27 protein-coding genes, 1 tRNA gene and 1 pseudogene are annotated in these 25,898 nt (G+C 62.2%); 15 read left to right on the top strand and 14 right to left on the bottom strand.

From position 1 onward, the window contains the following. Nucleotides 1–4 precede the first annotated feature (4 nt). Complete coding sequence (gene map, locus RMO57_RS01505) at nucleotides 5–808, bottom strand: type I methionyl aminopeptidase (RefSeq protein ID WP_310383569.1); 804 nt, start codon at nucleotides 806–808, stop codon at nucleotides 5–7. Between the two features lie 132 nt (nucleotides 809–940). Here map and RMO57_RS01500 point away from each other — a divergent pair, with 132 nt between their 5' ends. Continuing rightward, on the top strand, nucleotides 941–2,341 hold the full coding sequence (locus RMO57_RS01500) for a wax ester/triacylglycerol synthase family O-acyltransferase (protein ID WP_310383567.1): 1,401 nt from the start codon (nucleotides 941–943) through the stop codon (nucleotides 2,339–2,341). Here the strand turns inward: RMO57_RS01500 and RMO57_RS01495 are convergent, their stop codons facing one another. Beyond that, nucleotides 2,342–3,166 (bottom strand): undecaprenyl-diphosphate phosphatase, encoded by an 825-nt coding sequence (locus tag RMO57_RS01495; protein WP_310383564.1) that lies wholly within the window; start codon nucleotides 3,164–3,166, stop codon nucleotides 2,342–2,344. A gap of 208 nt (nucleotides 3,167–3,374) precedes the next feature. Between RMO57_RS01495 and RMO57_RS01490 the strand changes: the two are divergent. After that, a pseudogene (locus RMO57_RS01490) lies at nucleotides 3,375–3,554 on the top strand (IS110 family transposase); the annotation flags it as partial. Between the two features lie 213 nt (nucleotides 3,555–3,767). Here the strand turns inward: RMO57_RS01490 and RMO57_RS01485 are convergent. Beyond that, nucleotides 3,768–4,649, bottom strand: a complete 882-nt coding sequence (locus tag RMO57_RS01485; protein ID WP_310383562.1) for a DUF6920 family protein — start codon at nucleotides 4,647–4,649, stop codon at nucleotides 3,768–3,770. 29 nt (nucleotides 4,650–4,678) lie between these two features. Continuing rightward, nucleotides 4,679–5,788 (bottom strand): Acg family FMN-binding oxidoreductase, encoded by a 1,110-nt coding sequence (locus RMO57_RS01480; protein WP_310383561.1) that lies wholly within the window; start codon nucleotides 5,786–5,788, stop codon nucleotides 4,679–4,681. 696 nt (nucleotides 5,789–6,484) lie between these two features. Between RMO57_RS01480 and RMO57_RS01475 the strand changes: the two genes are divergently transcribed. The 8 genes from RMO57_RS01475 (at nucleotide 6,485) to RMO57_RS01440 (ending at nucleotide 15,551) form a co-directional block, all read left to right on the top strand. Further along, entirely contained in the window at nucleotides 6,485–7,135 is a 651-nt protein-coding gene (locus tag RMO57_RS01475; protein ID WP_310383560.1) for a TetR/AcrR family transcriptional regulator, read from the top strand. Further along, on the top strand, nucleotides 7,132–8,307 hold the full coding sequence (locus RMO57_RS01470; RefSeq protein ID WP_310383559.1) for an efflux RND transporter periplasmic adaptor subunit: 1,176 nt from the start codon (nucleotides 7,132–7,134) through the stop codon (nucleotides 8,305–8,307). The genes RMO57_RS01475 and RMO57_RS01470 overlap by 4 nt, the downstream gene beginning before the upstream one ends. Nucleotides 8,308–8,322: 15 nt before the next feature. Then, entirely contained in the window at nucleotides 8,323–11,466 is a 3,144-nt protein-coding gene (locus RMO57_RS01465; RefSeq protein ID WP_310383558.1) for an efflux RND transporter permease subunit, read from the top strand. A gap of 28 nt (nucleotides 11,467–11,494) precedes the next feature. Further along, on the top strand, nucleotides 11,495–12,148 hold the full coding sequence (locus RMO57_RS01460) for a protein-L-isoaspartate O-methyltransferase (protein ID WP_310383557.1): 654 nt from the start codon (nucleotides 11,495–11,497) through the stop codon (nucleotides 12,146–12,148). Nucleotides 12,149–12,156: 8 nt separating this feature from the next. Then, a complete protein-coding gene (locus RMO57_RS01455; protein ID WP_310383556.1) occupies nucleotides 12,157–12,486 on the top strand; it encodes a rhodanese-like domain-containing protein in 330 nt (109 codons plus the stop codon). A gap of 34 nt (nucleotides 12,487–12,520) precedes the next feature. Then, nucleotides 12,521–13,858 (top strand): TolC family outer membrane protein, encoded by a 1,338-nt coding sequence (locus tag RMO57_RS01450; RefSeq protein ID WP_310383555.1) that lies wholly within the window; start codon nucleotides 12,521–12,523, stop codon nucleotides 13,856–13,858. 71 nt (nucleotides 13,859–13,929) lie between these two features. Then, nucleotides 13,930–14,721 carry a peroxide stress protein YaaA gene (gene yaaA, locus RMO57_RS01445; RefSeq protein ID WP_310383553.1) on the top strand — a complete coding sequence of 264 codons (792 nt, stop codon included), beginning with the start codon at nucleotides 13,930–13,932 and terminating at the stop codon, nucleotides 14,719–14,721. Further along, nucleotides 14,721–15,551 (top strand): 2OG-Fe(II) oxygenase, encoded by an 831-nt coding sequence (locus RMO57_RS01440; RefSeq protein WP_310383551.1) that lies wholly within the window; start codon nucleotides 14,721–14,723, stop codon nucleotides 15,549–15,551. The genes yaaA and RMO57_RS01440 overlap by 1 nt, the downstream gene beginning before the upstream one ends. Before the next feature lie 98 nt (nucleotides 15,552–15,649). Here RMO57_RS01440 and efp read toward each other — a convergent pair whose 3' ends face one another. Next, entirely contained in the window at nucleotides 15,650–16,204 is a 555-nt protein-coding gene (gene efp / locus RMO57_RS01435; RefSeq protein WP_263569800.1) for an elongation factor P, read from the bottom strand. Nucleotides 16,205–16,341: 137 nt separating this feature from the next. After that, nucleotides 16,342–17,424 (bottom strand): elongation factor P maturation arginine rhamnosyltransferase EarP, encoded by a 1,083-nt coding sequence (gene earP / locus RMO57_RS01430; RefSeq protein ID WP_310383548.1) that lies wholly within the window; start codon nucleotides 17,422–17,424, stop codon nucleotides 16,342–16,344. Nucleotides 17,425–17,469: 45 nt separating this feature from the next. Here earP and uvrC point away from each other — a divergent pair, with 45 nt between their 5' ends. From uvrC to RMO57_RS01405, 5 genes are all read left to right on the top strand, one after another. Then, nucleotides 17,470–19,539, top strand: coding sequence for an excinuclease ABC subunit UvrC (gene uvrC / locus RMO57_RS01425; RefSeq protein ID WP_310383546.1), 2,070 nt, complete (start codon nucleotides 17,470–17,472; stop codon nucleotides 19,537–19,539). Beyond that, nucleotides 19,526–20,086: a hypothetical protein gene (locus RMO57_RS01420; RefSeq protein WP_310383545.1), complete on the top strand. Its 561-nt coding sequence runs from the start codon at nucleotides 19,526–19,528 to the stop codon at nucleotides 20,084–20,086. Before uvrC ends, RMO57_RS01420 begins: the two co-directional genes overlap by 14 nt. Before the next feature lie 87 nt (nucleotides 20,087–20,173). After that, the gene (pgsA, locus tag RMO57_RS01415) at nucleotides 20,174–20,740 is read left to right on the top strand and encodes a CDP-diacylglycerol--glycerol-3-phosphate 3-phosphatidyltransferase (protein ID WP_310383592.1); all 567 of its coding nucleotides are present in this window, start codon (nucleotides 20,174–20,176) and stop codon (nucleotides 20,738–20,740) included. A 78-nt stretch (nucleotides 20,741–20,818) separates the two neighbouring features. Further along, a complete protein-coding gene (locus RMO57_RS01410) occupies nucleotides 20,819–21,172 on the top strand; it encodes an HU family DNA-binding protein (RefSeq protein WP_310383544.1) in 354 nt (117 codons plus the stop codon). Between the two features lie 32 nt (nucleotides 21,173–21,204). Then, nucleotides 21,205–21,280, top strand: a tRNA-Val gene (locus RMO57_RS01405). 210 nt (nucleotides 21,281–21,490) lie between these two features. On the opposite strand, the gene RMO57_RS01400 is transcribed toward RMO57_RS01405, so the two are convergent. From RMO57_RS01400 to RMO57_RS01365, 8 genes are all read right to left on the bottom strand, one after another. After that, nucleotides 21,491–21,967 carry a hypothetical protein gene (locus RMO57_RS01400; protein WP_310383542.1) on the bottom strand — a complete coding sequence of 159 codons (477 nt, stop codon included), beginning with the start codon at nucleotides 21,965–21,967 and terminating at the stop codon, nucleotides 21,491–21,493. 440 nt (nucleotides 21,968–22,407) lie between these two features. Further along, the gene (locus RMO57_RS01395; RefSeq protein ID WP_310383540.1) at nucleotides 22,408–22,683 is read right to left on the bottom strand and encodes a hypothetical protein; all 276 of its coding nucleotides are present in this window, start codon (nucleotides 22,681–22,683) and stop codon (nucleotides 22,408–22,410) included. A gap of 10 nt (nucleotides 22,684–22,693) precedes the next feature. Then, nucleotides 22,694–23,062, bottom strand: a complete 369-nt coding sequence (locus RMO57_RS01390) for a hypothetical protein (protein ID WP_310383537.1) — start codon at nucleotides 23,060–23,062, stop codon at nucleotides 22,694–22,696. A gap of 20 nt (nucleotides 23,063–23,082) precedes the next feature. Then, nucleotides 23,083–24,069: a phage major capsid protein gene (locus RMO57_RS01385; RefSeq protein WP_310383535.1), complete on the bottom strand. Its 987-nt coding sequence runs from the start codon at nucleotides 24,067–24,069 to the stop codon at nucleotides 23,083–23,085. A gap of 215 nt (nucleotides 24,070–24,284) precedes the next feature. Beyond that, a complete protein-coding gene (locus RMO57_RS01380) occupies nucleotides 24,285–24,698 on the bottom strand; it encodes a hypothetical protein (protein ID WP_310383533.1) in 414 nt (137 codons plus the stop codon). Nucleotides 24,699–24,705: 7 nt separating this feature from the next. Further along, nucleotides 24,706–24,921 carry a hypothetical protein gene (locus tag RMO57_RS01375; RefSeq protein ID WP_310383532.1) on the bottom strand — a complete coding sequence of 72 codons (216 nt, stop codon included), beginning with the start codon at nucleotides 24,919–24,921 and terminating at the stop codon, nucleotides 24,706–24,708. 49 nt (nucleotides 24,922–24,970) lie between these two features. Continuing rightward, entirely contained in the window at nucleotides 24,971–25,267 is a 297-nt protein-coding gene (locus tag RMO57_RS01370) for a hypothetical protein (RefSeq protein WP_310383530.1), read from the bottom strand. 164 nt (nucleotides 25,268–25,431) lie between these two features. Continuing rightward, nucleotides 25,432–25,851, bottom strand: coding sequence for a hypothetical protein (locus tag RMO57_RS01365; RefSeq protein ID WP_310383528.1), 420 nt, complete (start codon nucleotides 25,849–25,851; stop codon nucleotides 25,432–25,434). Between the last annotated feature and the right edge of the window lie 47 nt (nucleotides 25,852–25,898).

Here is a 25,898-nt window from a genome sequence, read left to right as displayed (position 1 = left end):
CCGCTCAGCCGGTGATGAAGGCGGGCGGCGCAGGGCTGCCGGCCGACAGCGTGAACACCTCGTAGCCGGTTTCGGTGACGATCAGCGTGTGTTCCCACTGCGCCGACAGCGACCGGTCCTTGGTCTTGATGGTCCAGCCGTCATTGCCTTCCTTGATTTCGCGCCGGCCGGCGTTGATCATCGGCTCGATGGTGAATACCATGCCCTCGACCAACTGCACCAGGGTGCCGGGGCGGCCGTAATGCAGCACTTGCGGCTCTTCGTGGAAGACCTGGCCGATGCCGTGGCCGCAGAACTCTCGCACGATGCTGAAGCCGGCGTTCTCGGCAAAGGTCTGGATCGCGTGGCCGATGTCGCCCAGGTAGGCACCGGGCTTGACCTTGGCAATGCCCTTCCACATCGCCTCATAGGTAAAGGCGCACAGGCGCTTGGCCGCGATCGAGCCTTCGCCGACCACAAACATCCGGCTGGTGTCGCCATGCCAGCCGTCCTTGATGACGGTCACGTCGATATTGACGATGTCGCCGTTCTTCAAGGCCCGGTCGTTCGGGATGCCGTGGCAGATCTGGTCATTGACCGAGGTGCAGATCGACTTGGGGTAGGGGATGTAGCCGGCCGGTGTGTAGTTCAGCGGGGCCGGAATCGCTTGCTGCACATTGACGATGTAGTCGTGTGCCAGCTTGTCCAATTGGTCGGTGGTGATGCCGGGTTTGACATGCGCAGTCAGCATGTCCAAGACTTCGGAGGCCAAGCGCCCGGCAATGCGCAAAGCGGGAATGTCGGCGCCGGATTTGATCGTGATCGTCATGTTTGCAGTTTAACTGTGTCAATCAGCGGCAGGCTTGGGCGTACTTTGGACGGCGAGTCGGGTAAACCCATAGCTGCCACTGCTTCAAGCCGACGACACAATCGTCACCTTGCAATAACCTGGCGGAGTTACATGAAAAAACTGTCCTTGCTTGACTTGGGTTTCTTTGTTGCCGAGTCGAAGGCCAGCCCCAAGCATGTCGGGGGCTTGCTGATGTTCAAGCGCCCACCCAAGGCGGGCGTTAGCTTTGCGAAGAATCTTTACCGCGAGTACCTGGGGTTCACCGAGGTGGCGCCGCCCTTCAACCGAGTGATCACGTTTTCATTGACGGCGATGCCGCAGTGGCGAGACGCCGAAGTCGACCTGACGCAACATATTTTTTATCACAAGCTGCCGCGCGGCGCCAACGACCGCGAGGCGCTGTATGCCTTTGTCGCCACGCTGCACGAACCGATGCTGGACCGCGCGCGCCCGTTATGGGAGATGCATGTGATCGACGGGCTCAGCGAGGGTCGCTTTGCCTTCTATCAAAAAATGCATCACGCTTACGCAGACGGCGTGACGATGGCGCGCTGGACCGCCGAGGGCCTGGCCGATTCGGCCGAAGCGCTGGAACTGACGCCGGTTTGGACGCTCCAGCATGGCGGCCATGGCAAGGGAAAACGGCGCATCGGCGTCAAGCGTCAAGACGAGTTGCTGCAGGCCGTCTGGAAAGAAATCAGCGGCACCAGCCTGCGCTTATTGGGCATCAGCCGCTTGGCGGCGATGTTGTTTTTGGAGAGCGTCAAGCTGACCAAGAATGCGATCGCTTTGCCCTTTGTGTCCAGCGCCAAGACACCGTTGACCGGCCAAGTAACGTCGGGGCGGCAGTTCACCACCGCAGGCGTGTCGATGGAGCGGGTCAACCGCATCCGCGAGCGCACCCGCTCCACCATCAACCATGTGGCGCTGACCTGCCTGGACGGTGCTTTGCGCCGTTACTTGGCCGACCAGGGCGTCGAGCTGCGCCGCCCGATCACCATACAGATGCCGGTCAATCTGCGCAAAGAGGGTGAAAAAACCGCCGGCAACAAGATCGGCATCATCCAGGTGGAGCTGTCCGCGCCGACCGAAGACCCCTATGTGCGGCTGCGCAATATCGGCTTCTCGCTGCGCAATGTGCGCACCATGATCGACAGCGTGTCAGCCGAGGCGATCGAGTCCTACACCCTCATCACCGGCCTGGTGGCGCAGATCGCCGAGATGCTGAACCTCAGCAACACCTTGCCGCCGATGGGCAACACCTTGGTGTCCAACGTACCCGGCCCGAAGTCGCATCTTTTCGTCAAGGGCGCGCGCATGGAAGAAATGCATCCAATCAGCACGCTGCCGCCGAGCAATCTGCTCAATATCACGCTGTTCAGCTATGCAGGAGATTTGTTCTTCGGCTTGATCGCCACCGACGAGCTGCCCAATTTGGCGCTGCTGGGGCGTTATGTGCAGGAGGCCTTCACCGAGTTGGAAGCCTCGGTGAGCGAGGCGCATGCGGTTTAGCTAGTCTTTCCAGACGATAGTGCCGGTGTAAGCCGTCACCAAGATCAGGATGCCGAAGGCGATCCGGTAGTAGGCAAACGGCGTGAAGCTGTGGCTGGAGATATAGCGCAGCAGCCAGCGCACGCAAACCCAGGCGCTCAGGAACGAGAACAGCAGGCCGACGCTGAACATCGGTATGTCGTCCACACTCAACAGCGCGCGCTCTTTCAAGAGGCTGTAGGCGCCCGCGCCAATCAAGGTCGGGATGGCCAGAAAAAATGAATAGTCGGTCGAGGCCTTGCGTGACAAGCCCATCAGCATGCCGCCAATGATGGTGGCGCCTGAGCGGCTGGTGCCGGGCACCATGGCCAGGCATTGAATCAGGCCGACCTTCAGCGCATCCAGCGGCGTCATGTCGTCGACCGAGTGGATACGCACTGCTGTTTGTTGGCGCTTCTCGGCCCACAAAATGATGAAACCGCCAATGATGAAGGTGCTGGCCACCACGGTCGGCGTGAACAGATTCGCCTTGATGGCCTTGCCGAACAACAGGCCCAAGATGACGGCCGGCAAGAAGCCAATCGCCACATTGAGCACGAAGCGGCGCGCGCGTGCATCATGGCCAAGGCCGGCCGCCACCTCACGCAGGCGCTGCCAGTAAACCAGGATCACGGCGAAGATCGCGCCGGTCTGGATGGCGATATCGAAGACTTTGCTCTTGGCGTCATCAAAGCCCAGCAAGGCGCCGGCCAGAATCAGGTGGCCGGTGCTGGAGATCGGCAAAAATTCGGTCAGCCCCTCGACGATGCCCATGATGGCGGCCTTGATCAGCAAAATGGCGTCCACACGGGGCTCCCTTGTTTTTTGAATGGGCGCGATGATAACAAGCGGGTATGTCGATCGCAGGGCTGCGGGGTGTGAGAGTCAGGCCTAGCACCTGGGGCGAGCGTCAAGGAGCTAGGTTGGAGCGCACAACGTGAACCCCAACGGCAGCTGCGGCCTGACCTTGCAGCTTGCTTGGAGCTGATGGACCGACGCTGATGCCAGTAACGAGCTACCTGGTGTGTTTCGCTTGCTCATACTTCGTCAGCTTGAGCACTTGAAGGAGCTCGATCGGCAGGTTCATGAGATCGAGGATCAGATTGTTGCGTGGCATCGTGAGAGTGAGGACAGTTGCAGTTTGGCCAAGATGCCTGGGGTAGGGCCGATCACGGCCAGCGCGATGGTGACCAGCCATGCCAACACGATGGACATCGCCACGACACTCAGCAGGAACAGGGTGAGCGGAATGTGCGCTTGGGCGGTGCCGTCGATGAAGAACAGCGGCAGGTGCCACACCCAGTGCGTATCCGCGCCAGCCGAACTCTGCCCTCAGGGCCACCCAGCAGAGGAACCAGCGGCAGATTCACGAGAGTCATCAGCAGCTGCCCGGATGGTGCCTGCAGCGTCATGGCAAGAACTCGTAGCTCAGTTTGTTGACGCGCCCGACGAAGTAGACCTTGCGGCCTTGCGGCCGCACCCAGGCGGCCTCACCGGTCATCGGGATCAGCATGCCGCCTTGCGGCTGGTAGTCTGACAAGGCGCAGTCCCACGGCAGCATCACCATGAACCCGTCCTTGCCCGCACCTGCGCCCCGTGCGGCGGCGCGCACCGAGGCAATCAAGCCGGCATTGTTGAACCGGAACAGCAGGGTCAAGGTGATCGGGCCATCGGCGATGGTGGCGTTGGCGCAAGCGTCGTCCACCCCGTCCCAGCGCACGCCCTGGCTGGGCAGCAAAGCGGTGGGGTACCACGGGCTTTCTGCAAAGTAGCGCATGAACTCGCCGCGCGCGATCTCGCCTTGTCCTTGCGAGTCGGCCACGCTGAACAAGCCGAACACCTTGGCAATCAACCGGCCGTGGCCGGCGATGTAGCTGTCCTCTACATGCGCGGATAGGCCGGGAAACATGTTCACCCGGGCGTCCCACAAGAAGCCCGGCTTGCGGGTGACCACCCGCTGCCGCGATGTGAAGGGCTTCCACTGCTCGGCAGTGGCCGACATATTCATGCTGCCGTTCATTTCGATGGTGGCCGCCACGATGATGGGCTGTCCGTCCGCAAGTACCGCGCGGAAGTAGCGTTGCACCGGCGCGGGCAGGCCATCGAGTTCCCGCGCGTCGAAGCGCGCCGGTGACGGTAACCGGCCCTGGGCGTTGACGCTGGCCGATTCGAGTTGGGTGGCGTGCGTGCGGATCATCTCGGCCCATCGGGCGGCCCCGACGGCGCGCAACCCGATCGCTATGACCACCAGCGCACCCAGAACGATCCCCAGCCACAGCATCACGGTCATTGCAGATCCAATGGTTCGAACCGGGTCGCTCACACCAGCACGGCCTCGACCGGCCGCCGCAGCGAACGTGGCAGCAATGGGCCACGACCGAATCGCACCACGAGGTCCGGCCGCTGTCCACTCAGGCCCAGCGCGGTGGCGAATTGCGGGCGCAGTGCCGCGACTTCCACCGGCTGGTTCAGGAAGGCATTGCGTAGACCCAAGGCGGTGGTCTGCAGCGCGAAGCGCTCGTAGCAGCGTCCCACCTCCACCCAGTGCGATTTGTCGGCTGCTTGGCCTACGAACACCGCGATGCCGGCGGAACTGCGCACCTGCCGCGCGTATTTGTCGTTCTCGCCCTTCGCGGTCAGGAGCCAGCGAAACGCCAGATCGCCGATCCATGACGGGATGTTCGGGTTGCCCGAAGTCACGCTGTAGAGCCCATCACGCATACGAACGGCATCTGTGTCATTGAAGCGGATCCAGGCCTTCAGTTCCTTGACGAAGGCCGCGTCGGCTAACTGCGCGGTGTTGCCTTGAATCACATAGTCCAGCGCCTGCTCCATCGCCGGGCGTTCCGTCAGCAGCAGCAGGCGCACGGTGTCCGAACTGCCGGCGCGTTGCAGCAGCGCCAGTTCTTCTCTGGTCAAAGGTTTGCCGTCGTAGTCACCGCGGGTGCATTGGCGCAATGGGATGGCCTTGAAAAGGGGCGTGGTCCGAGCTCGGGTGGGCTCGAGCATTACGCGCACGGCATTGCTGGCAGGATCGAACTGCGCCTCGCCCATGAGGCCGTGGGCGAGTGCGGCCTGGACCAAGTTCTCGGCGGCGCAGCCCAGCGAGACGAAGACGTGATGGTCATCCGGGTCCACCGCTGGGCAGCGACGCGCCAGGTCGGGCAAGATGGTGATCGACCGACCCTGGGCGCCCAGCGCAAACTTCCAGCACTGCGTGTTGTGGCTGGACGGGGCCAGCGTGGCGCAGCGAACCAGTTCGTGGCTGAGCGCGGCCCCACTGAGATTCGTCACGGCGCCCGGCCGCCAAGTGCGCACTGCGACCGCTTCGTAGCCGTCGGTCGCAGGCTCCTGGGAACAACCTGACAACACCAACGCGCTGGTCGCCAGCAAGGGCGCCGAAGCCGTGAACTGCCTACGTGTCATCATAATTTCAGTGTCCGAAGTGGTCGACGCGCGGTCGCGAACAGTGCTGCGCCCACCACGCCTGCCGCAATGAGGCCAATGGGCTGCTCGGTGTGGGTGGCGTTGACCGGCGCAAGCCGACCAGACCGCGACGAAACCAAGGGCCGCGAGAATCCACTGCACGTGACCACACGGCCACGTTGTCGTCACTGAAGACACCGTAAAACTGAATGATCGTGGATTGAGTCGCCATGAACCCTAGCGTGGTGTCAAAGGCAGCGGCAGTCTGTGCGCTCCCGAACTCAACGTGATGGTTCCGGGCGCAGTCGTTTGAACTCCTGGCCTCAGTCACCAGCGCGCTGGCTAGAGCCAAGCGAGCGCCGAGTAGAAGGCTGCCGAGAGCGTGGAAATAGAAGTTGATTGGGCTGCGTGACAGCTGTCAGTGGTGAGCGACGGCAGTTGGCCGGCTGCCCGAATTCACTCGGCGAAGGCAGATAGCCGCCATGGGTACAAATCTGAGCTCCCAATTCGTCGAGCATTTCCGCGGCCACAGTCGACCTCTGCCGCAACTGTTGCAACTGCGCGGCGGCGATTGCGGCTGAGTGCGGCTGAGTGCGGCCGATGCAGGCAGACGATGGGCCGGTATAGGCTCTGCACCGTTGACCCCTGGCACGCGCTCGCCTACATTACTGACCAATTGGTCATTAGTTGCTGCCGCACTTGAGTACAAACCCCCGTCAACGTCGCAAGGAGGCCCGCCCGCAGGAGTTGCTGGCCGCGGCCCTGACCTTGTTTGTTGAAAAAGGTTTCGCCGCGACGCGCTCGGAGGAGGTGGCCGCGCTGGCCGGGGTCTCCAAAGGCACGCTGTATCTGTACTACCCGAGCAAGGACGAGTTGTTCAAGGCCGTCGTGCGCGAAAACCTGTCCGCGCGCATCGCCGAGGCCGCCGTGTTGGCCGCTCAACATCAGGGTTCGGTGACTGATTTGCTTTGCCATGTGATGAGTGAATGGTGGCGCCAGGTGGGCCTGGGCACGGCCGGCGGCATAGCCAAGATCATGATGGCCGAGGCGCGCAACTTTCCCGAGTTGGCGCGCTTTTATGTCGACGAGGTGGTGCTGCCCACGCACCAACTGCTCGGCGGCTTGATCGAGCGCGGCATCCAGAGCGGCGAGTTTCGCCCGGTGCCAGTGGCCGAGACCGTGCATGTGCTGGTCGGGCCGATGCTGCACATGATTCTTTACCAGCACTCGCTCGGGGCTTGCAAATTACACGGCCCCACCATCGACCCGCCCGCCGTACTGGCGGTGCAAATGGATTTGATTCTGCGCGGCCTCCTGATGAGCCCCACTGAGAAAGCAACTGTTCAATGAAGAAGTGGCTGAAGGTTTCCCTGGTGGTACTCGCCGTTGCCACGCTGGCGGCGGTCGGCTTGCGCCAGATGAAGGGAATGCGCGCCGCCAAAGAGGCGCAGGCGCAGGAGCAAGCCAAACCTCGCAGCGGCTTGGCGCTGGCGGAAATGGACGTCGCCACCGTCAGGCGCGAGCGCTTTGCCGGCAAGTTGGAAATTTCCGGAAGCTTGCGGGCCTTTGAGAGTGCGGTGATCAAGGCCAAGGTCGCGGCCGAACTGGCAAGCTTGACGGTGCGTGAGGGCGACAGCGTGCGCGCCGGTCAAGTCCTCGGTCAGCTCGATACGGTCGAGTTGGACTTGCGCGTGCGCCAGGCCGAGCAAAACGCCAAGAACGCCAAAGCACAACTCGATATTGCCCGGCGCACCTTGGAGAACAACCAGGCGCTGGTGGGTCAGGGCTTTATTTCCAGCACGGCCTTGGACAATGCCGTGGCCAGCACCGCCGGCAGCGAAGCAAGCTTCATGGCGGCCCAGTCGGCCGTTGACCTCGCGCGCAAGGCGCGCGCAGATGCGCGGCTTGTGGCGCCCATCGACGGCCAAGTTTCGCAGCGGCTGGCGCAACCGGGCGAGCGGGTCGCGATCGACGGTCGGCTACTTGAAATCGTCAATCTGAGCCAGCTGGAGTTGGAGGCCGCCATACCACCGGAGCTTGCCGCCGGCCTGAAGGTCGGTGCCAAGGCTTTGCTGCAGGTGGACGGCATGGAGCGGGAAGTTCCCGCCACCGTGGCGCGCATCAACCCGGCCGCTCAAGCCGGCTCGCGTGCGGTCTTGGTCTATCTGAAGGTGGCCGGCCAGGCCGGTTTGCGCCACGGCATGTTTGCGCGCGGCCGCCTCTTGATGGATGAGTACGAGGGCTTGGTGGCGCCGGTGTCGACGCTGCGCTTCGATAAGGCCCGGCCCTATGTGATGCAGATTGTGGACGGCAAGGCGCGCGCCCGGGATGTGGAACTCGGCCGCAGCGGCGAGCTGCGTGGCCAGGCCGTGCAGGAGTTGCGCAGCGGCGTTTCGGAGGGTGCGTTGCTGCTGACCGGCACGGCAGGGCAGGTGGCCGATGGCACGCTGCTGACCCTGCCGCCTGCGGCCGGCGCCGCCGCAGCCCCTGCTTCGGCTTCGGCTTCGGCCTCAGCGCCCTGAGCCGGCCACAGCGCCATGTGGTTCACCCGCGTTTCGATCAACAACCCGGTCATGGCCGTGATGGTCATGCTGGCCCTGGTGGTGCTGGGCTTGTTCAGCTATCAACGTCTGTCGGTCGATCAGTTCCCGAATATTGATTTCCCCACCGTGGTGGTGCAGTTGGACTATCCCGGCGCCTCGCCGGAGATTGTCGAGAGCGAGGTGACCAAGAAGGTCGAGTCGGCGGTCAATACGGTGGCCGGTATCAGCGCCTTGACCTCGCGCTCTTACGAAGGCAGCGCGGTGGTCATCATCGAGTTCAACCTCGATGTCGATGGCCGCAAGGCCGCCGAGGATGTGCGCGAGAAGGTCGCCTTGATGCGGCCGCTCTTGCGCGACGAGGTGAAGGAGCCGCGCATCTCGCGCTTCGATCCGCAGAGCACGCCGATTTTCAGCGTGGCGGTCTTGGCCGAGGACCAGCAAAAAGGCACCCAAGAGCTGACGACTTGGGCTACCCAGGTCTTGCAAAAACGCCTGGAGAATGTGCGCGGCGTCGGCTCGGTGAGCGTGGTCGGCGGTCTGCAGCGCCAGATTCAGCTGCAATTGCGCCCCCCGGACATGGAAGCGCTCGGCGTCGGCGTCGATCAGGTGCTGGCCGCGGTCAAGAGCGAAAACCAAGAGCTGCCGCTCGGCACCATCCGCTCGAATGAAGCGGAGAGGGTGGTGCAGATCAATGCGCGGCTGAAGGTGCCCAGCGACTTCCGCGACATCGTGGTGGCGCGCAAGGGCGGCGTCTCGATCAAGCTCTGGCAGGTCGCCGATGTGATCGACGGGCCGCAGGAGGTCGAAAGCCTGGCGCTGTACAACGGCCAGCGCACGGTGCTGCTGAGTGTGCAAAAAAGCCAGGGCGAGAACACCATCGAGGTGGTTGACGGCTTGATGCGGGCATTGAAAGACTCGGCCAATGTGATGCCGGCGGGCATCCGCACCGAGATCAACCGCGATAACTCGCGCGCGATCCGGGTCTCGGTCGCCAATGTGCAGCGCACCTTGTTGGAGGGCGCGGCGCTGACCATCCTGATCGTGTTCTTGTTCCTCAATTCCTGGCGCTCCACCGTCATCACCGGCCTGACCCTACCGATTGCCTTGATCGGTACGTTTTTGTTCATGTATGCCTTTGGCTTCACCATCAACAACATCACCATGATGGCGCTGAGCCTGTGCGTGGGGCTGTTGATTGATGACGCCATCGTCGTGCGCGAGAACATCGTGCGCCATGTGCAGATGGGGGCGTCGCCCAAGCAGGCGGCCTTGGATGGCACCGAGGAGATCGGCCTGGCGGTGTTGGCCACCACGCTGTCCATCGTGGCGGTGTTTCTGCCGATCGGTTTCATGGGCGGCATCGTCGGCAAGTTTTTCCATGAGTTCGGCATCACCATCGTCGCGGCGGTGCTGATCTCGATGTTTGTCAGCTTCACGCTGGACCCGATGCTGTCCAGCATTTGGCATGAACCAGATACCCGGTCGAACCTGTATGACAAGACCCTGGGCCGCTTGACTGCGCAGGTGGACCGTTTCACCGAATGGCTGTCGAGCGCGTATCAGCGCATCTTGACCTGGTCGCTGCGCCACAAGGCGCTGACGCTGTGGATTGCTTTCGGCACTTTTTTGTTCAGCTTTGTGCTCTTGGGCGGGGTCGGCAAGGAGTTCGTGCCCAAAGCCGATCTGTCCGAAACGCAAATTAATTTCTACACGCCGGTAGGCTCGGCGCTGGAGGTGACCGAGGTCAGAGCCCGGCAGATCGATGCGCTGCTGCGCGAGCTGCCCGAGGTGCGCTACACGGTGACGACGATCAATAGCGGCTTCGCGGCCGGCAAGATTTATGGCGCGATTTATGTTCGGCTGGCCAACCGCAATGAGCGCACCCGCAGCGTCGCCGATCTGGCCCAACCGATGCGCGACAAGCTGAGCGCGGTGCCCGCCATCACCATCACCAATATCGGCCCGACCGACTTGGGCGGGGGTAAAAGCCTTCAGTTCTCGATTCAGGGCACGGATTTGGGCGAGTTGGCGCGGCTCTCTCGGCAAATTCAGGCCGAGATCATCAAGATCCCCGGCCTGGTTGATCTGGACAGCTCGCTGAAGGCGAATCGGCCAACGGTTGCGATCGAGGTCAAACGCGACGCTGCCGCCGACGCCGGGCTGAACGTGAATGCCTTGGCCGGCTCGCTGCGCACGCTGCTGGCCGGCACCACGGTGGGCAACTGGCGCGCGCTGGACGGTGAAAACTACGACGTGATCGTGCGCTTAGGCCCGGCCGGCCGCAAGGCCTTGGCCGATCTGCAGCAATTGCCTATCAATGTGACGGCCGCGGCCGATGGTTCTGCCCGCGTGGTGCGCCTGTCGCAAGTGGCCGAGGTGAGCGAGTCGAACGGACCGAGTCAGATCAATCGGCGCGATATGAGCCGCGAGATCACCATCGATGCCAATGCTGATGCGGCTTCTGGCCGCAGCTCGGGTGAGGTCTCGGCCGATATCAAGGCGGTGCTCGCGCGCACCGCGTTCCCGCCCGGTTACCGCTACACCTTCGGCGGGTCGACCAAGAATATGAATGAGTCTTTCCAGTACGCGATTGGCGCGCTGGGGCTGGCGATTGTGTTCATTTACATGATTCTGGCCAGCCAGTTCAAGAGTTTTTTGCAGCCGCTGGCCCTGATGAGCTCGCTGCCCTTGACCTTGATCGGCGTCGTGCTGGCGCTGCTGATGTTTCGCTCGACCTTGAATATGTTCAGCATCATCGGCATCGTGATGTTGATGGGCCTGGTGACCAAGAACGCGATTTTGCTGATCGACTTTGCGATTCGCTCGCGCGCCGGCGAACATGGCCACGGCGTGGACGCTGAACCGATGGGGCGCGAAGAGGCCTTGCTGCATGCGGCCAAGGTGCGCTTGCGGCCGATTTTGATGACGACGATGGCGATGGTCTTTGGCATGGTGCCTTTGGCCTTTGCGCTCAGCGAAGGCTCGGAGCAGCGTGCACCGATGGGGCAGGCCGTGATTGGCGGCGTCATCACGTCGTCGCTGCTGACCCTGGTGGTGGTGCCGGTGATCTACTGCTATCTGGATGACCTGGGTGCCTGGGCCAAACGCAAGTTTGCAGGCCCTAGAATCCCGGGCTGACGGAACCCTAATTCCCTGAGGAATAGACATGAATATCGAACAAGCGCGCTTCAATATGATCGAGCAGCAGATCCGGCCCTGGGATGTGCTGGATGCTGGCGTCTTGCAGTTGCTGGCGGTGGTCAAGCGTGAAGATTTTGTGCCGCCTGCGTGCAAGGCCTTGGCCTTTATGGATGTGGAGATCCCGTTGCCGGGCGGGCAGTGCATGTTGGTGCCGCGGGTTGAGGCCAGGTTGCTGCAAGAACTCAAGGTGGCCCGGCATGAAAAAGTGCTGGAAGTCGGCGCCGGCAGCGGCTTTATGGCCGCGCTGCTGGGCCACCGGGCACAGCGGGTGATCACGCTGGAAATCAATCCGGAACTGGCGGCCTTTGCCGAAGCCAATCTCAAGCGTGCCGGCCTGTCCAATGTGGCCGTGCGCGAGCAAGACGGCGCCAACGGCTTTGCGGCGGAAGGTCCGTTTGATGTGATTTTGCTGTCGGGCTCGGTCGCCGAAGTGCCGGCTGCGCTGCTGGGTCAGCTCAAGCTGGGTGGGCGTTTGGCGGCCATCGTCGGCGACGAGCCGGTGATGCGGGCGCAACTGATCATGCGGGTGGGCGAGCAGGATTTCCGCACCACCAATTTATTCGACACCGTCGCGCCCCGCCTGCAGGGTTTTGCCCCGGTCAGCGCGTTCAGCTTCTGAGCATCGCGATGCAGCAAATCGGCCCCGGCGAGCTGCTGGCCTTGTGCTCAGGCAGCCATCCGCCCTTGTTGTTGGATGTGCGTGAGCCTTGGGAAGCGCAACTGGCCAGCATACGCATTGACGGTGTGCGCAGCGTTTTGCTGCCGATGGGCCAGATCCCTGCGCGCTTGAGCGAGCTTGAGGCCACGCAGCCCGTCGTCTGTTATTGCCATCATGGGGTGAGAAGTCTGCAAGTCGTCGCATTTCTGCAGCGCGCTGGTTTCGATTGCGTCTATAACCTCGCCGGTGGTATCGACGCGTGGTCGCTTGCGACCGATCCGTCGGTGCCGAGGTATTGATGCTTGTCATTTGTAATTGCTAACGAGGAAGTTCATGTCAGACCATCGCGTATCTAATTTGCTCCGCCCACTGACCCAGATTGGCGTGGCCTTGGCATTGGCCTTTGGCGCTGCCGCAGGCGCGCGGGCGCAGAGCCTGCTGGAGCTGTATGACGCGACCCGCGCCTTTGATCCGATCTATTTGTCCGCCCGTGCGCAGGCCGATTCGGCACAGTACCGCGTCGGTCAAATCGAAGCGCTGGAAAAACCAAGCTTCGGCTTGGGCGGCACCGCCAAACATGAACAGATCGACCTGCCCAAGCGCGATTGGGTCGGCGCCAGCACCTTTCAAGCGGGCTTGACGGGCCGGTATTCGCTCTACAACAAGGGCAACCGCCTGACCGTGGAGCAAGCGCGCCTGAGTCTGGACATTGCGGCCGCCGATCTTGAGGCCGCCGAGCAGGATTTGATCGTGCGGCTGGCGCAGGCCTATTTCGATGTGCTGGGCGCGCAGGACACCTTGACGACCACGCAGGCCGCCAAGGCGGCGTTTTCCGAGCAATTGGCGTCGGCCAAACGTAACTTCGAGGTCGGCACCACCACCATCACCGACACCCGCGAAGCGCAGGCCAAGTTCGACTTGGCCACCGCCGCCGAAATCGCCGCCGACAATGACTTGCGTGTCAAAAGCCTGAAGCTGAACCATGTGGTGGGCAAGGTGGTCGCTCCCAAGACCTTGGCGCTGCCGGTGGCCTTGCCGGCCATCATGCCGGCCGCCGTGGAGCCCTGGGTCGAGCGGGCCGAAGCCCAACATCCGCAGATTCGCAAGGCCCGTGTCGGTGTCGATTCCTCGGTGCTGGAGACCGGCAAGGCGCGCGCCTCCGATGGCCTGACGGTTGATTTGAGCGGCACGGTGGGTGCGGTCAATGCGCGCGGCAACGGGTCGCAGATTCTGGGCACCAGCAACAGCGGCAATCTGGCCCTGTCGGTGAATTTGCCGCTCTACACCGGGGGCGCCACGCAAAACCGCATCAAGGAAGCCCTGGTGCTGGAAGAAAAAGCTCGGCAGGACTTGACCAACGCCCGCCGCGGCGTGTCCGAAGGCACGCGCAGCAACTTCTACGGTGCCTTGTCGCAGGCCGCCCAGGTCAAGGCGCTGGAAGCGGCGGAGTCGTCCACCAAGCTCGCCCTGGACGCCACTCAGCTGGGTTTCAAGGTTGGTGTGCGGGTCAATCTGGACGTCTTGAATGCCCAGACTCAGCTCTTCACCACCCAGCGAGATTTGGCCAAGGCCCGCTATGAGGCGGTGCTGCTGAACCTGAAGCTGCGCCAGGCCGCCGGCGTGTTGACCCCGGCCGATGTGGCCGCCACCAATGAGTTGTTGGTCAAGTAAGGCGTTATTTCAAAACGACAGGGTCCCTAGCTTGCGCTAGGGCAGCGGCAAACTCGGGTGAGAATGTCGCCATGCTCTATTTGCTCTCTCCTGCCAAGTCGCTTGACTACGAAACTCCCACGCCGCCGGCCTTGCTGGATTTGGCCAGCCAGCCGCAATTTGTGCGCCAATCCAGCGAGCTGATGAAGCTGCTGAAACCCAAGACGGCGGCCGATATCGCGGCCATGATGAGCTTGTCGGATGCGCTGGCCGAGTTGAACGTGGCGCGCTTCCGGGCTTGGCGGCCGAGCTTCACGCACGCCGACAGCAAGCCGGCGGTGCTGGCCTTCAATGGCGATGTTTACGAGGGCCTGGCCGCCAACACGCTGAGCACCGCGCAGCTGCAATGGGCGCAAGAGCATCTGGCGATTCTGTCGGGGCTGTATGGCGTGCTGCGGCCGCTGGATCTGATCCGCCCCTATCGCCTGGAAATGGGCAGCCGTTTGGCCAACCCGGCCGGCGCCACCTTGTACAAGTTCTGGGGCGAGCGCCTGGCCGAGCATTTGAATGAGCGCGCCACCGCCGCCCAGGTGCCGGTGATCGTCAACCTGGCTTCGCAGGAGTATTTTCGGGCCGCCGACCGGCCGGGCCTGCAGCCGCGCGTGATCGAATGTGTGTTCGAGGACTGGAAGAACGGCCAGTACAAAATCATCAGCTTCTTTGCCAAGCGTGCCCGTGGCTTGATGGCCCGTTACGCCATCTCCGAGCGGATCGATACGCCGGCCGGCCTGCATGATTTTGCGGCCGAAGGCTATGCTTTTCAGCCGGCACTCTCGGAGCCAGGGCGCTTGCTGTTCAGGCGCAAGGTGGAAGCAAGCAACTGATGAGTCAGCAACAGCAGCAAGCTATCAGCCCCGAGCTGCGCTCCTGGATTCAGGAGCAGCTCGGCCAGGGCTTCAATCGCGAGCAGGTGTTGGCCGCCATGCTGAGCAGCGGCTGGCAGGAAAGCGTGGCCGTGCAGGCCCTGGACGAGCCGCTGGGTGAATCGCTGGTTGCCAGCCGTGTGCCCACGCTCGATCTGGCCGATGCCCGCCCCACGCTCAATGTTGATGGGCGTGCCGTCAAAGTTCTGCTGACCGTCAGCCAACCCCGCATCGTGGTGCTGGGTGGCCTGCTGTCGGACGAGGAATGCGATGCAATGGTGGCCGCAGCGGCCGCCCGCCTGGCGCGCTCGGAGACGGTCGCCACGACGGCGGCCGGCAGCGAAATCAACTCGGCGCGCACCAGCGACGGCATGTTTTTTGAACGCGGCGAGAGCGAGCTGATCCGCACGATTGAGGCGCGTCTGGCCAAGCTGATGAACTGGCCCATCGATCACGGCGAAGGCCTGCAGGTATTGCGTTACCGCCCCGGTGCCGAGTATTTGCCGCACTATGACTACTTCGATCCGAAGATGGACGGCGCGGCGGCCATCCTCAAGCGCGGCGGCCAGCGCGTGGCCACGCTGGTGATGTACCTGAACACGCCGGCCGCCGGCGGTGCCACGATCTTCCCGGACGTCAAGCTCGACGTCTCGCCGATCAAGGGCAATGCGGTCTTCTTCAGCTATGACAGGCCGCACCCCGAGACCCAAAGCCTGCACGGCGGCGCGCCGGTGCGCGAGGGCGAGAAATGGGTGGCAACCAAATGGTTGCGCGAGGGCGTGTTCGTCTAACGCGTCCAGCTCAATTTTCCCAACCAGTTGGGGTGCGCATATAAAAGCAAAAAGGCACCCGCGGGTGCCTTTTTGATCAAGCCGAGCGCGAGCAGCGTTTAGACGCGCTTGCGGTACTCGTGCGTACGGGTGTCGATTTCGATCTTGTCGCCTTGTGCGACGAAGATGGGCACCGGGATTTCGAAGCCGGTGGCCAGCTTGGCAGGCTTCAACACCTTGCCCGAGGTGTCGCCCTTGACGGCGGGCTCGGTCCAGACGACTTCGCGCACCACCGAGGTCGGCACTTCGACCGAGATCGCCTTGCCGTCATAGAACACCACTTCAACCGGCATTGCGTCTTCCAGATACTGGATTGCGTCGCCCATGTTCTCGGCCTCGACCTCGAACTGGTTGTAGTCCTGGTCCATAAACACATACATCGGGTCAGCGAAGTAGGTGTAGGTGCAGTCCTTCTTTTCCAGCATCACTTGGTCGAGCTTGTCGTCAGCCTTGAACACGACTTCGGTGCCCGAGCTGTTCAGCAGGCTTTTCAGCTTCATGCGCACGGTGGCTGCATTGCGGCCGCCGCGGCTGTACTCGGTCTTCAGCACGACCATGGGGTCCTTGCCGTGCATGATCACGTTACCGGCGCGAAATTCTTGAGCAATCTTCATGGGTGTTCCGATGTTTTGGAGGAAGTCTTGGGACAGACATGGGGTGCAGAGGGTCTGTCCAAATCAACATGTCTCGGTAGATGCCCACACCATAAGTCCCTCAAAAGGAGTCTCGTGGCGCAGCAAAGCCGCTGATTTTAGCTTGATTTGTAGGCGAGGCCGAGCAGCTGGGTCGTCAAGTCCAGCTGCGATGTCAAATGTTCACGCCATTTCAGCGCCTGCGCGCCGCTTGCGCTCAGCTCCGGCAGCGCGCCGTCCCAGGTCACCAGGCCGTTCCAGCCGCGCCAGAGCGAGCCGGTTTGCTGGGCCAGATCTGCATCGCAATCGGCCAGATAGAGAGCAAGAAAGGCCTCCAGCTTCGGCCCATGGGCGCCGTCGTGCTGGGGATAGATCTGCCAGACAAAAGGCCGGCCCGCCCATTGGGCACGCACGAACGAGTCCTCGCCACGCACAAAGTTCAAGTCACAGGCCCAGAGTAGGCAGTCGTACTCGGGCTGGCTCAGATAGGGCAGGGCCTGCCAGCGCAAGTTGGCGGTCGGCAGCTTTTGCGTGCACTGCAATTCAAACAGTTGGGCTTGCGCCGCGCCAGGGCAGACCAGCAGCAGGGTGGGCTCTGTTGCCAAGGCGGCCAACAAGTCCGGCAGGGCAGGGTTGGCGTAAGCAAACAGGCTGACGATGCGCTCACCCGGCCTGCGTTCGATCTGCCTGTCGCCCAACCGGGCCAGCCAGGCCTGGGCATCGAAGCGGCTCTGCTCGGCCAGCAAGCCCGGTTCGCGCAGCAAGCCGCCGGTGCGCGCCGTGAAGCCGGGGTAAAAGAACTGCTTAGTTAAACCCCGGCCAGGGCCGCTGAACTGCGGGGAGCTGAGACCATGGCTGCGCTCAACATAGGGCTCGGCGCTGAGGTATTCGAGATTGATCCAGCGCGGCGGTTTGATGCAGGTGACCATGCGGGCGACGAAGGGCTCGGGCAGCTCGCAGCCAAAGGTCTCGATCACCACATCGCCGACCTCGGCCTCGTTCAGGCTGTCCTCCCAGCGGCGCACGCTGATGCCGGCCGGCATGGCTTCGCCGGCTGCCATCCATTGCAAGGCGCTGGCGTCGTCAAGCCAAAGCCGCACCGTTTCACCGCGCTCGGTGAGGTCGCGGGCCAGCCGCCAAGCGACGCCGATGTCGCCAAAGTTGTCGATGACGCGGCAGAAGATGTCCCAGTTCAGTCCCATGCTGTGAATTATCGGCTGCGGCACTATCGCGGCACAATCGCGCCCATGCAAGCTCCCGACCCCATTCAGCCCGTTCCGACCCCCACTGACAGCGAACAGGCGCAGGCCGCCGAGCTCGGCGCCAAGCAACAAGCGCAGTGGTCGGCCGAGCGCAAGCTGGTCGAGGCCGCTGAAGTGGAGCGCGTCGCCGTGGTCGAGCAGGCCGCGACAGACGGGCGCGCGCGGCTCTTGATCGAGGTTGCTGCCTTGCCGGGCCTGCCGGGCGTCTACCGCTACTTCGATGTGCAGGGTCAAGTCTTGTATGTGGGCAAGGCCAAGCACCTGAAAAAGCGCGTCTCCAGTTATTTTCAGAAGGACCATGGCGGCACCCGCATCGGCATGATGGTGGCCCGCATCGCCCGCCTCGAAACGACGGTGGTGCGCACCGAATCGGAAGCCTTGCTGCTGGAAAACAACCTGATCAAGACCTTGAACCCCAAGTTCAATATCTTGTTCCGCGATGACAAAAGCTACCCCTATCTGAAGCTCAGCGCGCATGCGTTTCCGCGCCTGAGTTACTACCGCGGCGCGGTTGATCGGCGGCATCGCTATTTCGGCCCCTTCCCGAGCGCCTGGGCGGTCAAGGAGTCGATCCAGCTGATTCAAAAGGTCTTCAAGCTGCGCACCTGCGAAGACACGGTTTTCAACAACCGCAGCCGGCCCTGCCTGCTGTATCAGATCCGCCGTTGCTCGGGGCCTTGTGTACCCGACTTGACGGCAGAGGGTCACGACGGGCACGGCGGAGATTACGCCCGCAACGTCAGCAATGCCGAGCGCTTTTTGCTCGGCGAGACCGAAGAGGTGATGTCAGGCTTGCAGACGCAGATGATGGCTTTTGCCGACAAGCTGCAGTTCGAGTCGGCCGCCGAGGTGCGCAACCAGATCTCGGCCTTGGCGCGGGTGCTGCAGCAGCAGTCGGTCGACGAAAACAGCGCCACCGGGCGCGATCGCGATGTCGACATCCTGGCCGCCAAGGTGCAAGGTGGGCGCGCCTGTGTGAATCTGGCGATGGTGCGCGGCGGCCGCCATCTGGGCGACCGGGCCTTTTTCCCCAAGCATGTGGAGGAGGCCACTGCCGTCCTGCTGTCCGACGACGAGCAGGCGGAAGTCGTGTCGGCGGAGCGCCTGGTGCTGGAGGCCTTTATGGCCCAGCATTATTTGGAGGCTCATGTGCCGTCGCTGATTGTCGTTAGCGAGGCGGTTGACGAGGCGCTCTGCACCGCGTTGACCGAGCAGGCCGGCTACAAGGTGACGACGCAGGCACAGCCGCGTGCGCAGCGGCGCATCTGGCAGGAGATGTGCATCAAGGGCGCCGAGTTAGCGCTCGCCCGCCTGCTGTCGGAAGAGGGCTCGCAGCAGGCCCGCACGCGCGCTTTGGTCGATGCGCTGGATCTCCCGGCGCAGGATCTGGAAAACTTTCGTGTCGAGTGCTTTGATATCAGCCACACGGCCGGCGAGGCGACGGTGGCGTCTTGCGTGGTGTTCGAGGGTCATCAGATGCAGAGCGCGCAATACCGCCGCTACAACATCGACGGCATCACCGGGGGCGATGACTATGCGGCGATGCGCCAGGTCTTGACCCGGCGCTACAGCAAAATGGCCGAGGCGGCGCAGATGGGCAATGCGCGCCTGCCTGACTTGGTGCTAGTCGACGGCGGGCGCGGTCAGGTTTCGATGGCGCGAGGGGTGTTCGAAGAGTTGGGTCTGGACTTGGGCCTGATCGTCGGCGTGGAGAAGGGCGAGGGCCGCAAGGTCGGGCTCGAAGAATTGGTGTTTGCCGATGGGCGGACCAAGGTCTATCTGGGGCGTGATTCGGCGGCGCTGATGCTGGTGGCGCAGATCCGCGACGAGGCGCATCGCTTTGCCATCACCGGCATGCGCGCCAAACGGGCGGCGGTGCGCACCGGCGGCTCGCGCCTGGAGGATATCGACGGCATAGGGCCGAAAAAGCGCGCACAGTTGCTGCAGCGCTTCGGCGGCGTGCGCGGTGTGACCGAGGCCAGCATTGACGAAATCGCCAGCGTCAAGGGCATTTCAAAAGAACTGGCCGAGGAGATTTACCGTGTCCTGCGTTGATAAAAAACATGATCTGAGGGCGGCCCTTATCGGTGCCACCGGCATCGGCTTGATGACCTTATTGACGGGCTGCTCGGACAGCCCACGCGTGCCCGTTGTAGGCCCGGCAGCTTCATCGGCGAGTGCCAACTCCAGCAATGCGACGCTCGAACCAGGCCCCGCCCGTCCGCAGCCGCCAGCCAGCGGGCCCAAAACCGGCGCGCTGCTGCCAGCACCCAAGCCGCCGCGCAGCCATGATGAGTTGCGCTTGCAAGCGGCACATCGGCTGGTCGCGGCCAACCCGCAGCAAAGCTACATGGGCAGCCCGCCGGAAATCTTGCTGGCCATTCCGGTGCTGGAGGTGAACCTGAACCGTGACGGCTCAATCAAGCGCATCGTGGTGCTGCGCCGGCCCAGCCAAGAGCAGGGCACCGTCCAGTTGGCCATTGATGCGCTGTACCGTGCTGCGCCGTACGGTGATCTTTCCACGCTGCCTGGGCCTTGGAGATTCACCGAGACTTTTCTATTCAATGACGAGCTTCGGTTCAAGCCGCGCTCATTGGATTGATGCCGCGCCTGGGCGACTTGCGACTTTAATGCCACATAGTTCTAGCGCTGGGCGAAGCGCTTGCACTTTGCCGGGCACAATCTGTGCATGTTCCTGACTCTGCCAACACTGTTTACCTGGGCTCGCATCGTAGCCATCCCCTTGATCGTTGGGGTGTTCTATCTGGATCTGGCAAAAGAAACGCAAAACCTGTTCGCGACCATTTTGTTTGTGTTGATGGCGCTGACCGATTGGCTCGACGGCTACCTCGCGCGCAAGCTGAATCAGACCTCCGCCTTTGGTGCGTTTTTAGATCCGGTTGCCGACAAAATTTTGGTCTGTGCCGCGCTCTTGGTCCTGCTGGAGCTTGGGCGTGTCAACGCGCTGGTGGCGCTGGTCATCATCGGTCGGGAGTTGGCGATCTCGGCCTTACGCGAGTGGATGGCGCAGATTGGCGCGTCGGGCAGTGTGGCGGTCCATATGGTGGGTAAGTTGAAAACCACCGTGCAAATGGTGGCGATTCCGTTCCTGCTTTTTGACGGCACTTTGTTCGGCCTGCTGCACACCCGTGCGTGGGGGGTGTGGATGATGTATTTGGCTGTCGTGCTGACCATCTGGTCGATGGTTTATTACCTCAAGAAGGCCTTGCCTGAGATCAGGGCGAAGGCCCGCTAGGTACGCCACCAACTTCAGTTGGTGCGCTTTCGTATCGGGACTTTCACTCGGTTAGAAGCGACCTAAAAAACGCTTAGAATGCGCTTCCATGCGAATTTCGGAGCCTCGTTTGGCGGGCCGGTGGACGCGCTAGAGCCAAGCTTTTTGAGAGGTGATGAAGTGAACAAGTCCGAACTGATCGAGCACATCGCCACCCAGGCTGATATTTCCAAGGCGGCTGCGGGTCGTGCTTTGGAAGCGCTGATCGGTGGTGTCAAGGCCACGCTCAAAACGAATGGTTCGGTTTCTCTGGTAGGCTTCGGCACCTTCAGTGTGACCGAACGCCCAGCGCGCGCCGGTCGGAACCCACGCACCGGCGATGCGATCAAGATCAAGTCGGCCAAGGTGCCCAAGTTTCGGCCCGGCAAGGCGCTCAAAGACGCGGTCAATTGAACGCGTAGAATTTCTTATTTTCCGGTTGATCCGGGTGCTTAGCTCAGTTGGTAGAGCATCGCCTTTACACGGCGCAGGTCGGCGGTTCGAGCCCGTCAGCACCCACCAAGTTTTCTCCCATGAAAACAGCAAAAAAAGGGGCTTGCAGTGTTGCAAGCCCCTTTTCACGTAAGTGCAGCGTAAGTGCAGGAATTGGTTAAGTCGCCGGTTTAAGTGCAGGAATCAGTCCTCACACTGCCGCGCATGGTTGCCCATAGAGCCCCATAAACGACAAAGCCCGGAACAATGTCCGGGCTTGGGTATCGGGGCGAGAAGCCCTTACTGTGTCGATTGGCCGCGAAGCTCTTCGCTGCGCCGCAATTCATTCAGGCGATACACGGCGGCGTTGCCCAAGTCAGAAAAGCCCGCAACTTGGTTGAAGACCTCGGCCAAGTGAAACAACATGGTAGGGACATCGTGCTTCGATTGGAAGTTGCCAGCAGCTGTATCGCTTGCTACCAGGCACCCAATCCCCGCCGCAACGTCGGCCGCGCGCCGGGCCAAAGATGAGCTGTAGTCACTGGCATTTGACAAGACCTTCAGCTCTTCAGGCGTCAAGTGCGGCAATGCACGAACAGTGAGCATTTGCAAGGCCATGAACCCATCAAACACTTCGGTTGTCACTGAATGCTGCGGTGAAACGGGGCAGCCATCCGCCGCGGTCTTTGCGCTAGGTGGCAACTGGTCAACGGCCGCAAGGGCGGTCAGGAATGGAGAATTGCCGGGCTTGCCGGACTTGTGTAGGGGGTTGGCCATGATGGGTTCCTAGTTTCAAGGTGTAAACCTGCCTCTCACCGCCAAGTGAGGGTGGCAGACCATGCAGGGTTGGCGGAATGGACTAGGACCATCACACCCTTGCGGGTGTCCCTGCATGGCCCGCCCTTGTGATTGGGCCATGCGCACAGCTTCATTTGCATGAAAAAAGCCGCCACCATGAGATGGCGCGGCTTGCTGCGCCTAGTTCCAGGCCGCCAAGCCCGGCCCGCAGTTCGTGCGGTGTCAGGATTTTGACATGACTTTGGCTTGCCGGTCGACCTACCCGCTTCGCCAGACACTCACTTCGTTTTGCTCGCTTGGGAAAAAGGCCGGATCGGCGCCGGAGACCCTGCCCCCTACAGGGGCGCCGATCAGGCCTTTGACTTCGGGTTACAAAACAAAGCGAATGCCTGGCGAAGCGGGTAGGCGGGTGGCGGGTGCTATCGAATGCGCTTGCTTGCGCGTGTGTGGGCCACGTTTTGGGCCTGTACGGCGTCAAAGATATCGCGCCATTGATCGGCGTCGACAATCTCGGCGCGATTGGAGTGGATGATGTCGGCGGCCACCGTGGCGGCGACGCTCACAACCTCGCCGGCTTTGGTGGCTCGGCCATCCACCCAAAACGGGCGTAGGGTGCGAAGTTGAATCAGGCCTGGCGTGGCTGTGGTGCTCGGCCCGCCCAGCATCGAGGTGAACACGTCTTTGATGGCTTGCATGTTGTAGCCCTTAAACGTACTTCTTGACGCCGGAGACCGACACCGCCAAGAGCTGCGGGCCGGTCACGATGGTGCCGACATAGCGCAGATAGCGTTGATAGCCGTTCGGATTGAGCACCACGGTTTGAAGGCCTGCGGCGGTGGTCGCTTGGACGAAGCTCACGCCGGTATCTGCCCAGCCGGTGGAGCCGTCCATGCTCATTTGAATCTTGCCGTCGAGTGACCCCGTACCCAGGCCTTTGTTTTGGGTAATCAAGACGGGGCTGTCGTAGCCCCGCCCGTCAAATGCGGCGCTGGTTGCGGCGGCTGTGTTGGCGCAAGACGCGGTGACGATCAGCGCGGTGGTAGTGGCATTGCCTGCGAAATTATTTTGGCTCATGGTCTGCTTTCGTTGGGGATCTATTCGGCGACCACGACGGCGTAGGCGGTCGGGTCGGGATATGCGACATCAAGGGTCACGAGGGCGCGCATGCTGACCACATTGGTGCGGAAGCCGGTAAAAGCGTCGATTTCCAATTCAATGCCGCCGCCAAACAAGCCAAGAACTGCGCTTGAAAAGTCGCCGTAGGCAATGGCATTCGTCGGCATCGCAGAGGTGCAATGCGCCCGCCTGCAGGCGACTACATCGTCTTGCCAGACCGCGTTAGCCGCCGCGTCGGCATGGATGCTCATGAGGTCAGCCCGCATCGTCGGCCCGGCGATCCATGCGGCTGCCGTGTCGCTACCGCCGCGCATGGCGACATAGGTTTGGGCCGGCTTGAGGCCCTCACTCCAGACTGCGCCTGTAGTGACGACATAACGCTGAATGCCATCGCATTCCATTAGCCCGACGGGCCGCCCTGCCGTGCCGTCTACCCAAGGCACATTGCCGAGCACCGCCATATCGATGGCCTGGCCCGCCGCACGCAATAGGCGCAGCCTTATGAATTCATCGGCATAGGCGCCCTGGCGGGCAAACAATCCAGAGAATGGAATGATCTGACCCCACGTATGAGGAGTCAGAGTAGCCAAGCCCGTGCGCGGTGTATGCAAGGCAATGCTGGGTGTGGCGCTGCACATCCAAGTGCCGTTTCGATCTTCGTCGGTGCGACCAGACGGAACGAACAGGTTTTGATTCAGGCCGGCTTGCACGTTGAAGCCCGCCTGAATAGCGATGCTGTAGGGGCGCAAGGTATCGACAGCCGCGACGACTTTGCTACCAACCAGGTGGCCGCCCGCGCTGGGGAAGTTTGCGCTTAGGCCGCGCTCTTGGGGCAACAGGGCGCCCCAGGGGATGCAGACGGTATTGGCGAATTGACCGCCCGACCCCTTGATGCTTTCCGCTTCAGTGATGATTTCGCGCTCAAGACCGTCGAGGGGTGAATTGTCGAGGTGCGCCTTCAGCATGCGGCTGAGTGAGAACGGTGGCAGGTGTTGCGCATTGCCTGAGGTTTGGCCTAAGGCCAACTGCCGGGCTACATCTTTCTGCATACGCCTTACGGAGGCTTCGCCAAGGGGAGGGGAGGGGTAGGACATTTCGGAATCCATTCGTTGTTGCGGTGGATTCCAGTTTCTGAGTTCAGGGTGGCTCAGTCCATGAGCTAGCGGGGCTTGGCGGGCTTTCACCGCCCGCCATCGCCCGCCATCTTGAATTTCAGCCGGTACTGGTTGGAGCCCTCATGCGCGCTGGCGGCCTGCAACTCGAAACCCCCAGCGGGTATGTCGATGGACTTGGAGAGCCACTTGCCCAGGCGCATTGAGCGGTTACCGTCATGTGTGCCAATGCAAACCTCGATAGCGATGGCCAGCGGCGCGCACGTCATCGGCTCAAGCGCAGCCGCGGCGATCAATTCGCCCGCAGTGAATGGCGCCGCGCCCATGCGCGCGGCTATGGCTTCGAATATCTGCGCCCGCTTGAGCCGTTCGGTCTGTGCCTCGCGGGACTGCTTTGGCGCCAGCCGTTGCAGCGTGTCGAGCACTTGGGCAAGCAGCTCAGATTGCCGCTGCATTTCGTCGGTGATTTGCGTCGGGCTCATGGCGCGCTCAATCGTTGCGATGGATTGGGAACACCGCCAGCGTGTCGAGGCCTTTGGCCTGCATGCGCGCACGGTAGAGCATCGAAGGCACCGACTCGCCAGGGAAGCGGTGCACCTCATCCAGGCGCCCAGGTACGGCGGCCAGTCCGACCACATCATGGTCGGCGCGCATACGCATGTAGATCATTCGGGGAAAAGGCTGTGGGTTGATTGTGGTCGGCATAGCTAACTCCGTATTCAAGTGGCTTTGATGTGGATCTGTCGCACGGCGGCTAGCAATTGGCGGGGCGAATCTCGCCAGCAGCAACCTGAAACCAGAAGCGGCCCATCCAGGCGGCGTCCTCGTCGCTCATGGGCTCGGTGGTTTCAGCGCATCTATCTGCTGACTCGTCCAGTTCAATCGTGGCCTTAAGCACATCGGCCACCAGGACATTCATCACCTCAACCGGCAACAGCATGGAGCCGTCGCGCTCATGGTCGGGCACAGCGCGCAAAGCAGCCCGCAAGGCTGGCACCATGGCTGCGATGCTTTGCCCGGCCTCCAGGGTGGACGAAGCAATCTTCAGCATTGCCAGCGCCTGCGCCATTGCGGCAGAGGGTTGCAGGGCCAATGTTGGCTTTGGCGAATGAGGCGCCGCGAGCATGCCATGCGCCGTTGGCTTTATATGGGACTGTCGCCAAGCTCGGGCGGCCTCTACGCTGTCTGTCGGCATGCCCATGGCCTTGCATTTGGTCACGCTGGCGGGCGAGATGCCCAGGGCTCGGCCAATAGCGGCTTGGCTTGGTGTAGGGTGCCGGGCTGTACTCGCGACTCGATCCACAAGCTATTGGCTGCGTCGATGTTGTCTGAACAGTAGCGATTCACAACCTCGCGCACAAGCTGGCGCGGCCGGTCGTGCTTCTTCGCCACCAGGTCGACCAATTCTGTGTGGCTCAATCCATCGGCAGGCAAGGCCTCGCTGATTTGCTTGATGAGCGGCGCGTCAGCTTCGCGGCGGCGCTGGGTTTCAAGCAGCGCGCCGACATCCACGACCTCGTCCAGCGGGCGCAGTTCCATCGTTGAGTATTCCGGTCCAACGTGACCGCTGATTCCGGCATCGTGACCCGCGATTCCGGTGAACGTGACCGGAGGGATTCCGGCAACGTGACCCACGATTCCGGCGAACGTGACCCAGCTTTTGGATCACGCCTGCCGGCACG

The organism is Roseateles sp. (assembly GCF_031397715.1).
In the GTDB taxonomy this organism is placed as follows: Bacteria; Pseudomonadota; Gammaproteobacteria; order Burkholderiales; family Burkholderiaceae_C; genus Paucibacter_A.
Note: the sequence above shows the minus strand (reverse complement) of the source record. Positions and strands in the feature narration are given on the sequence as shown.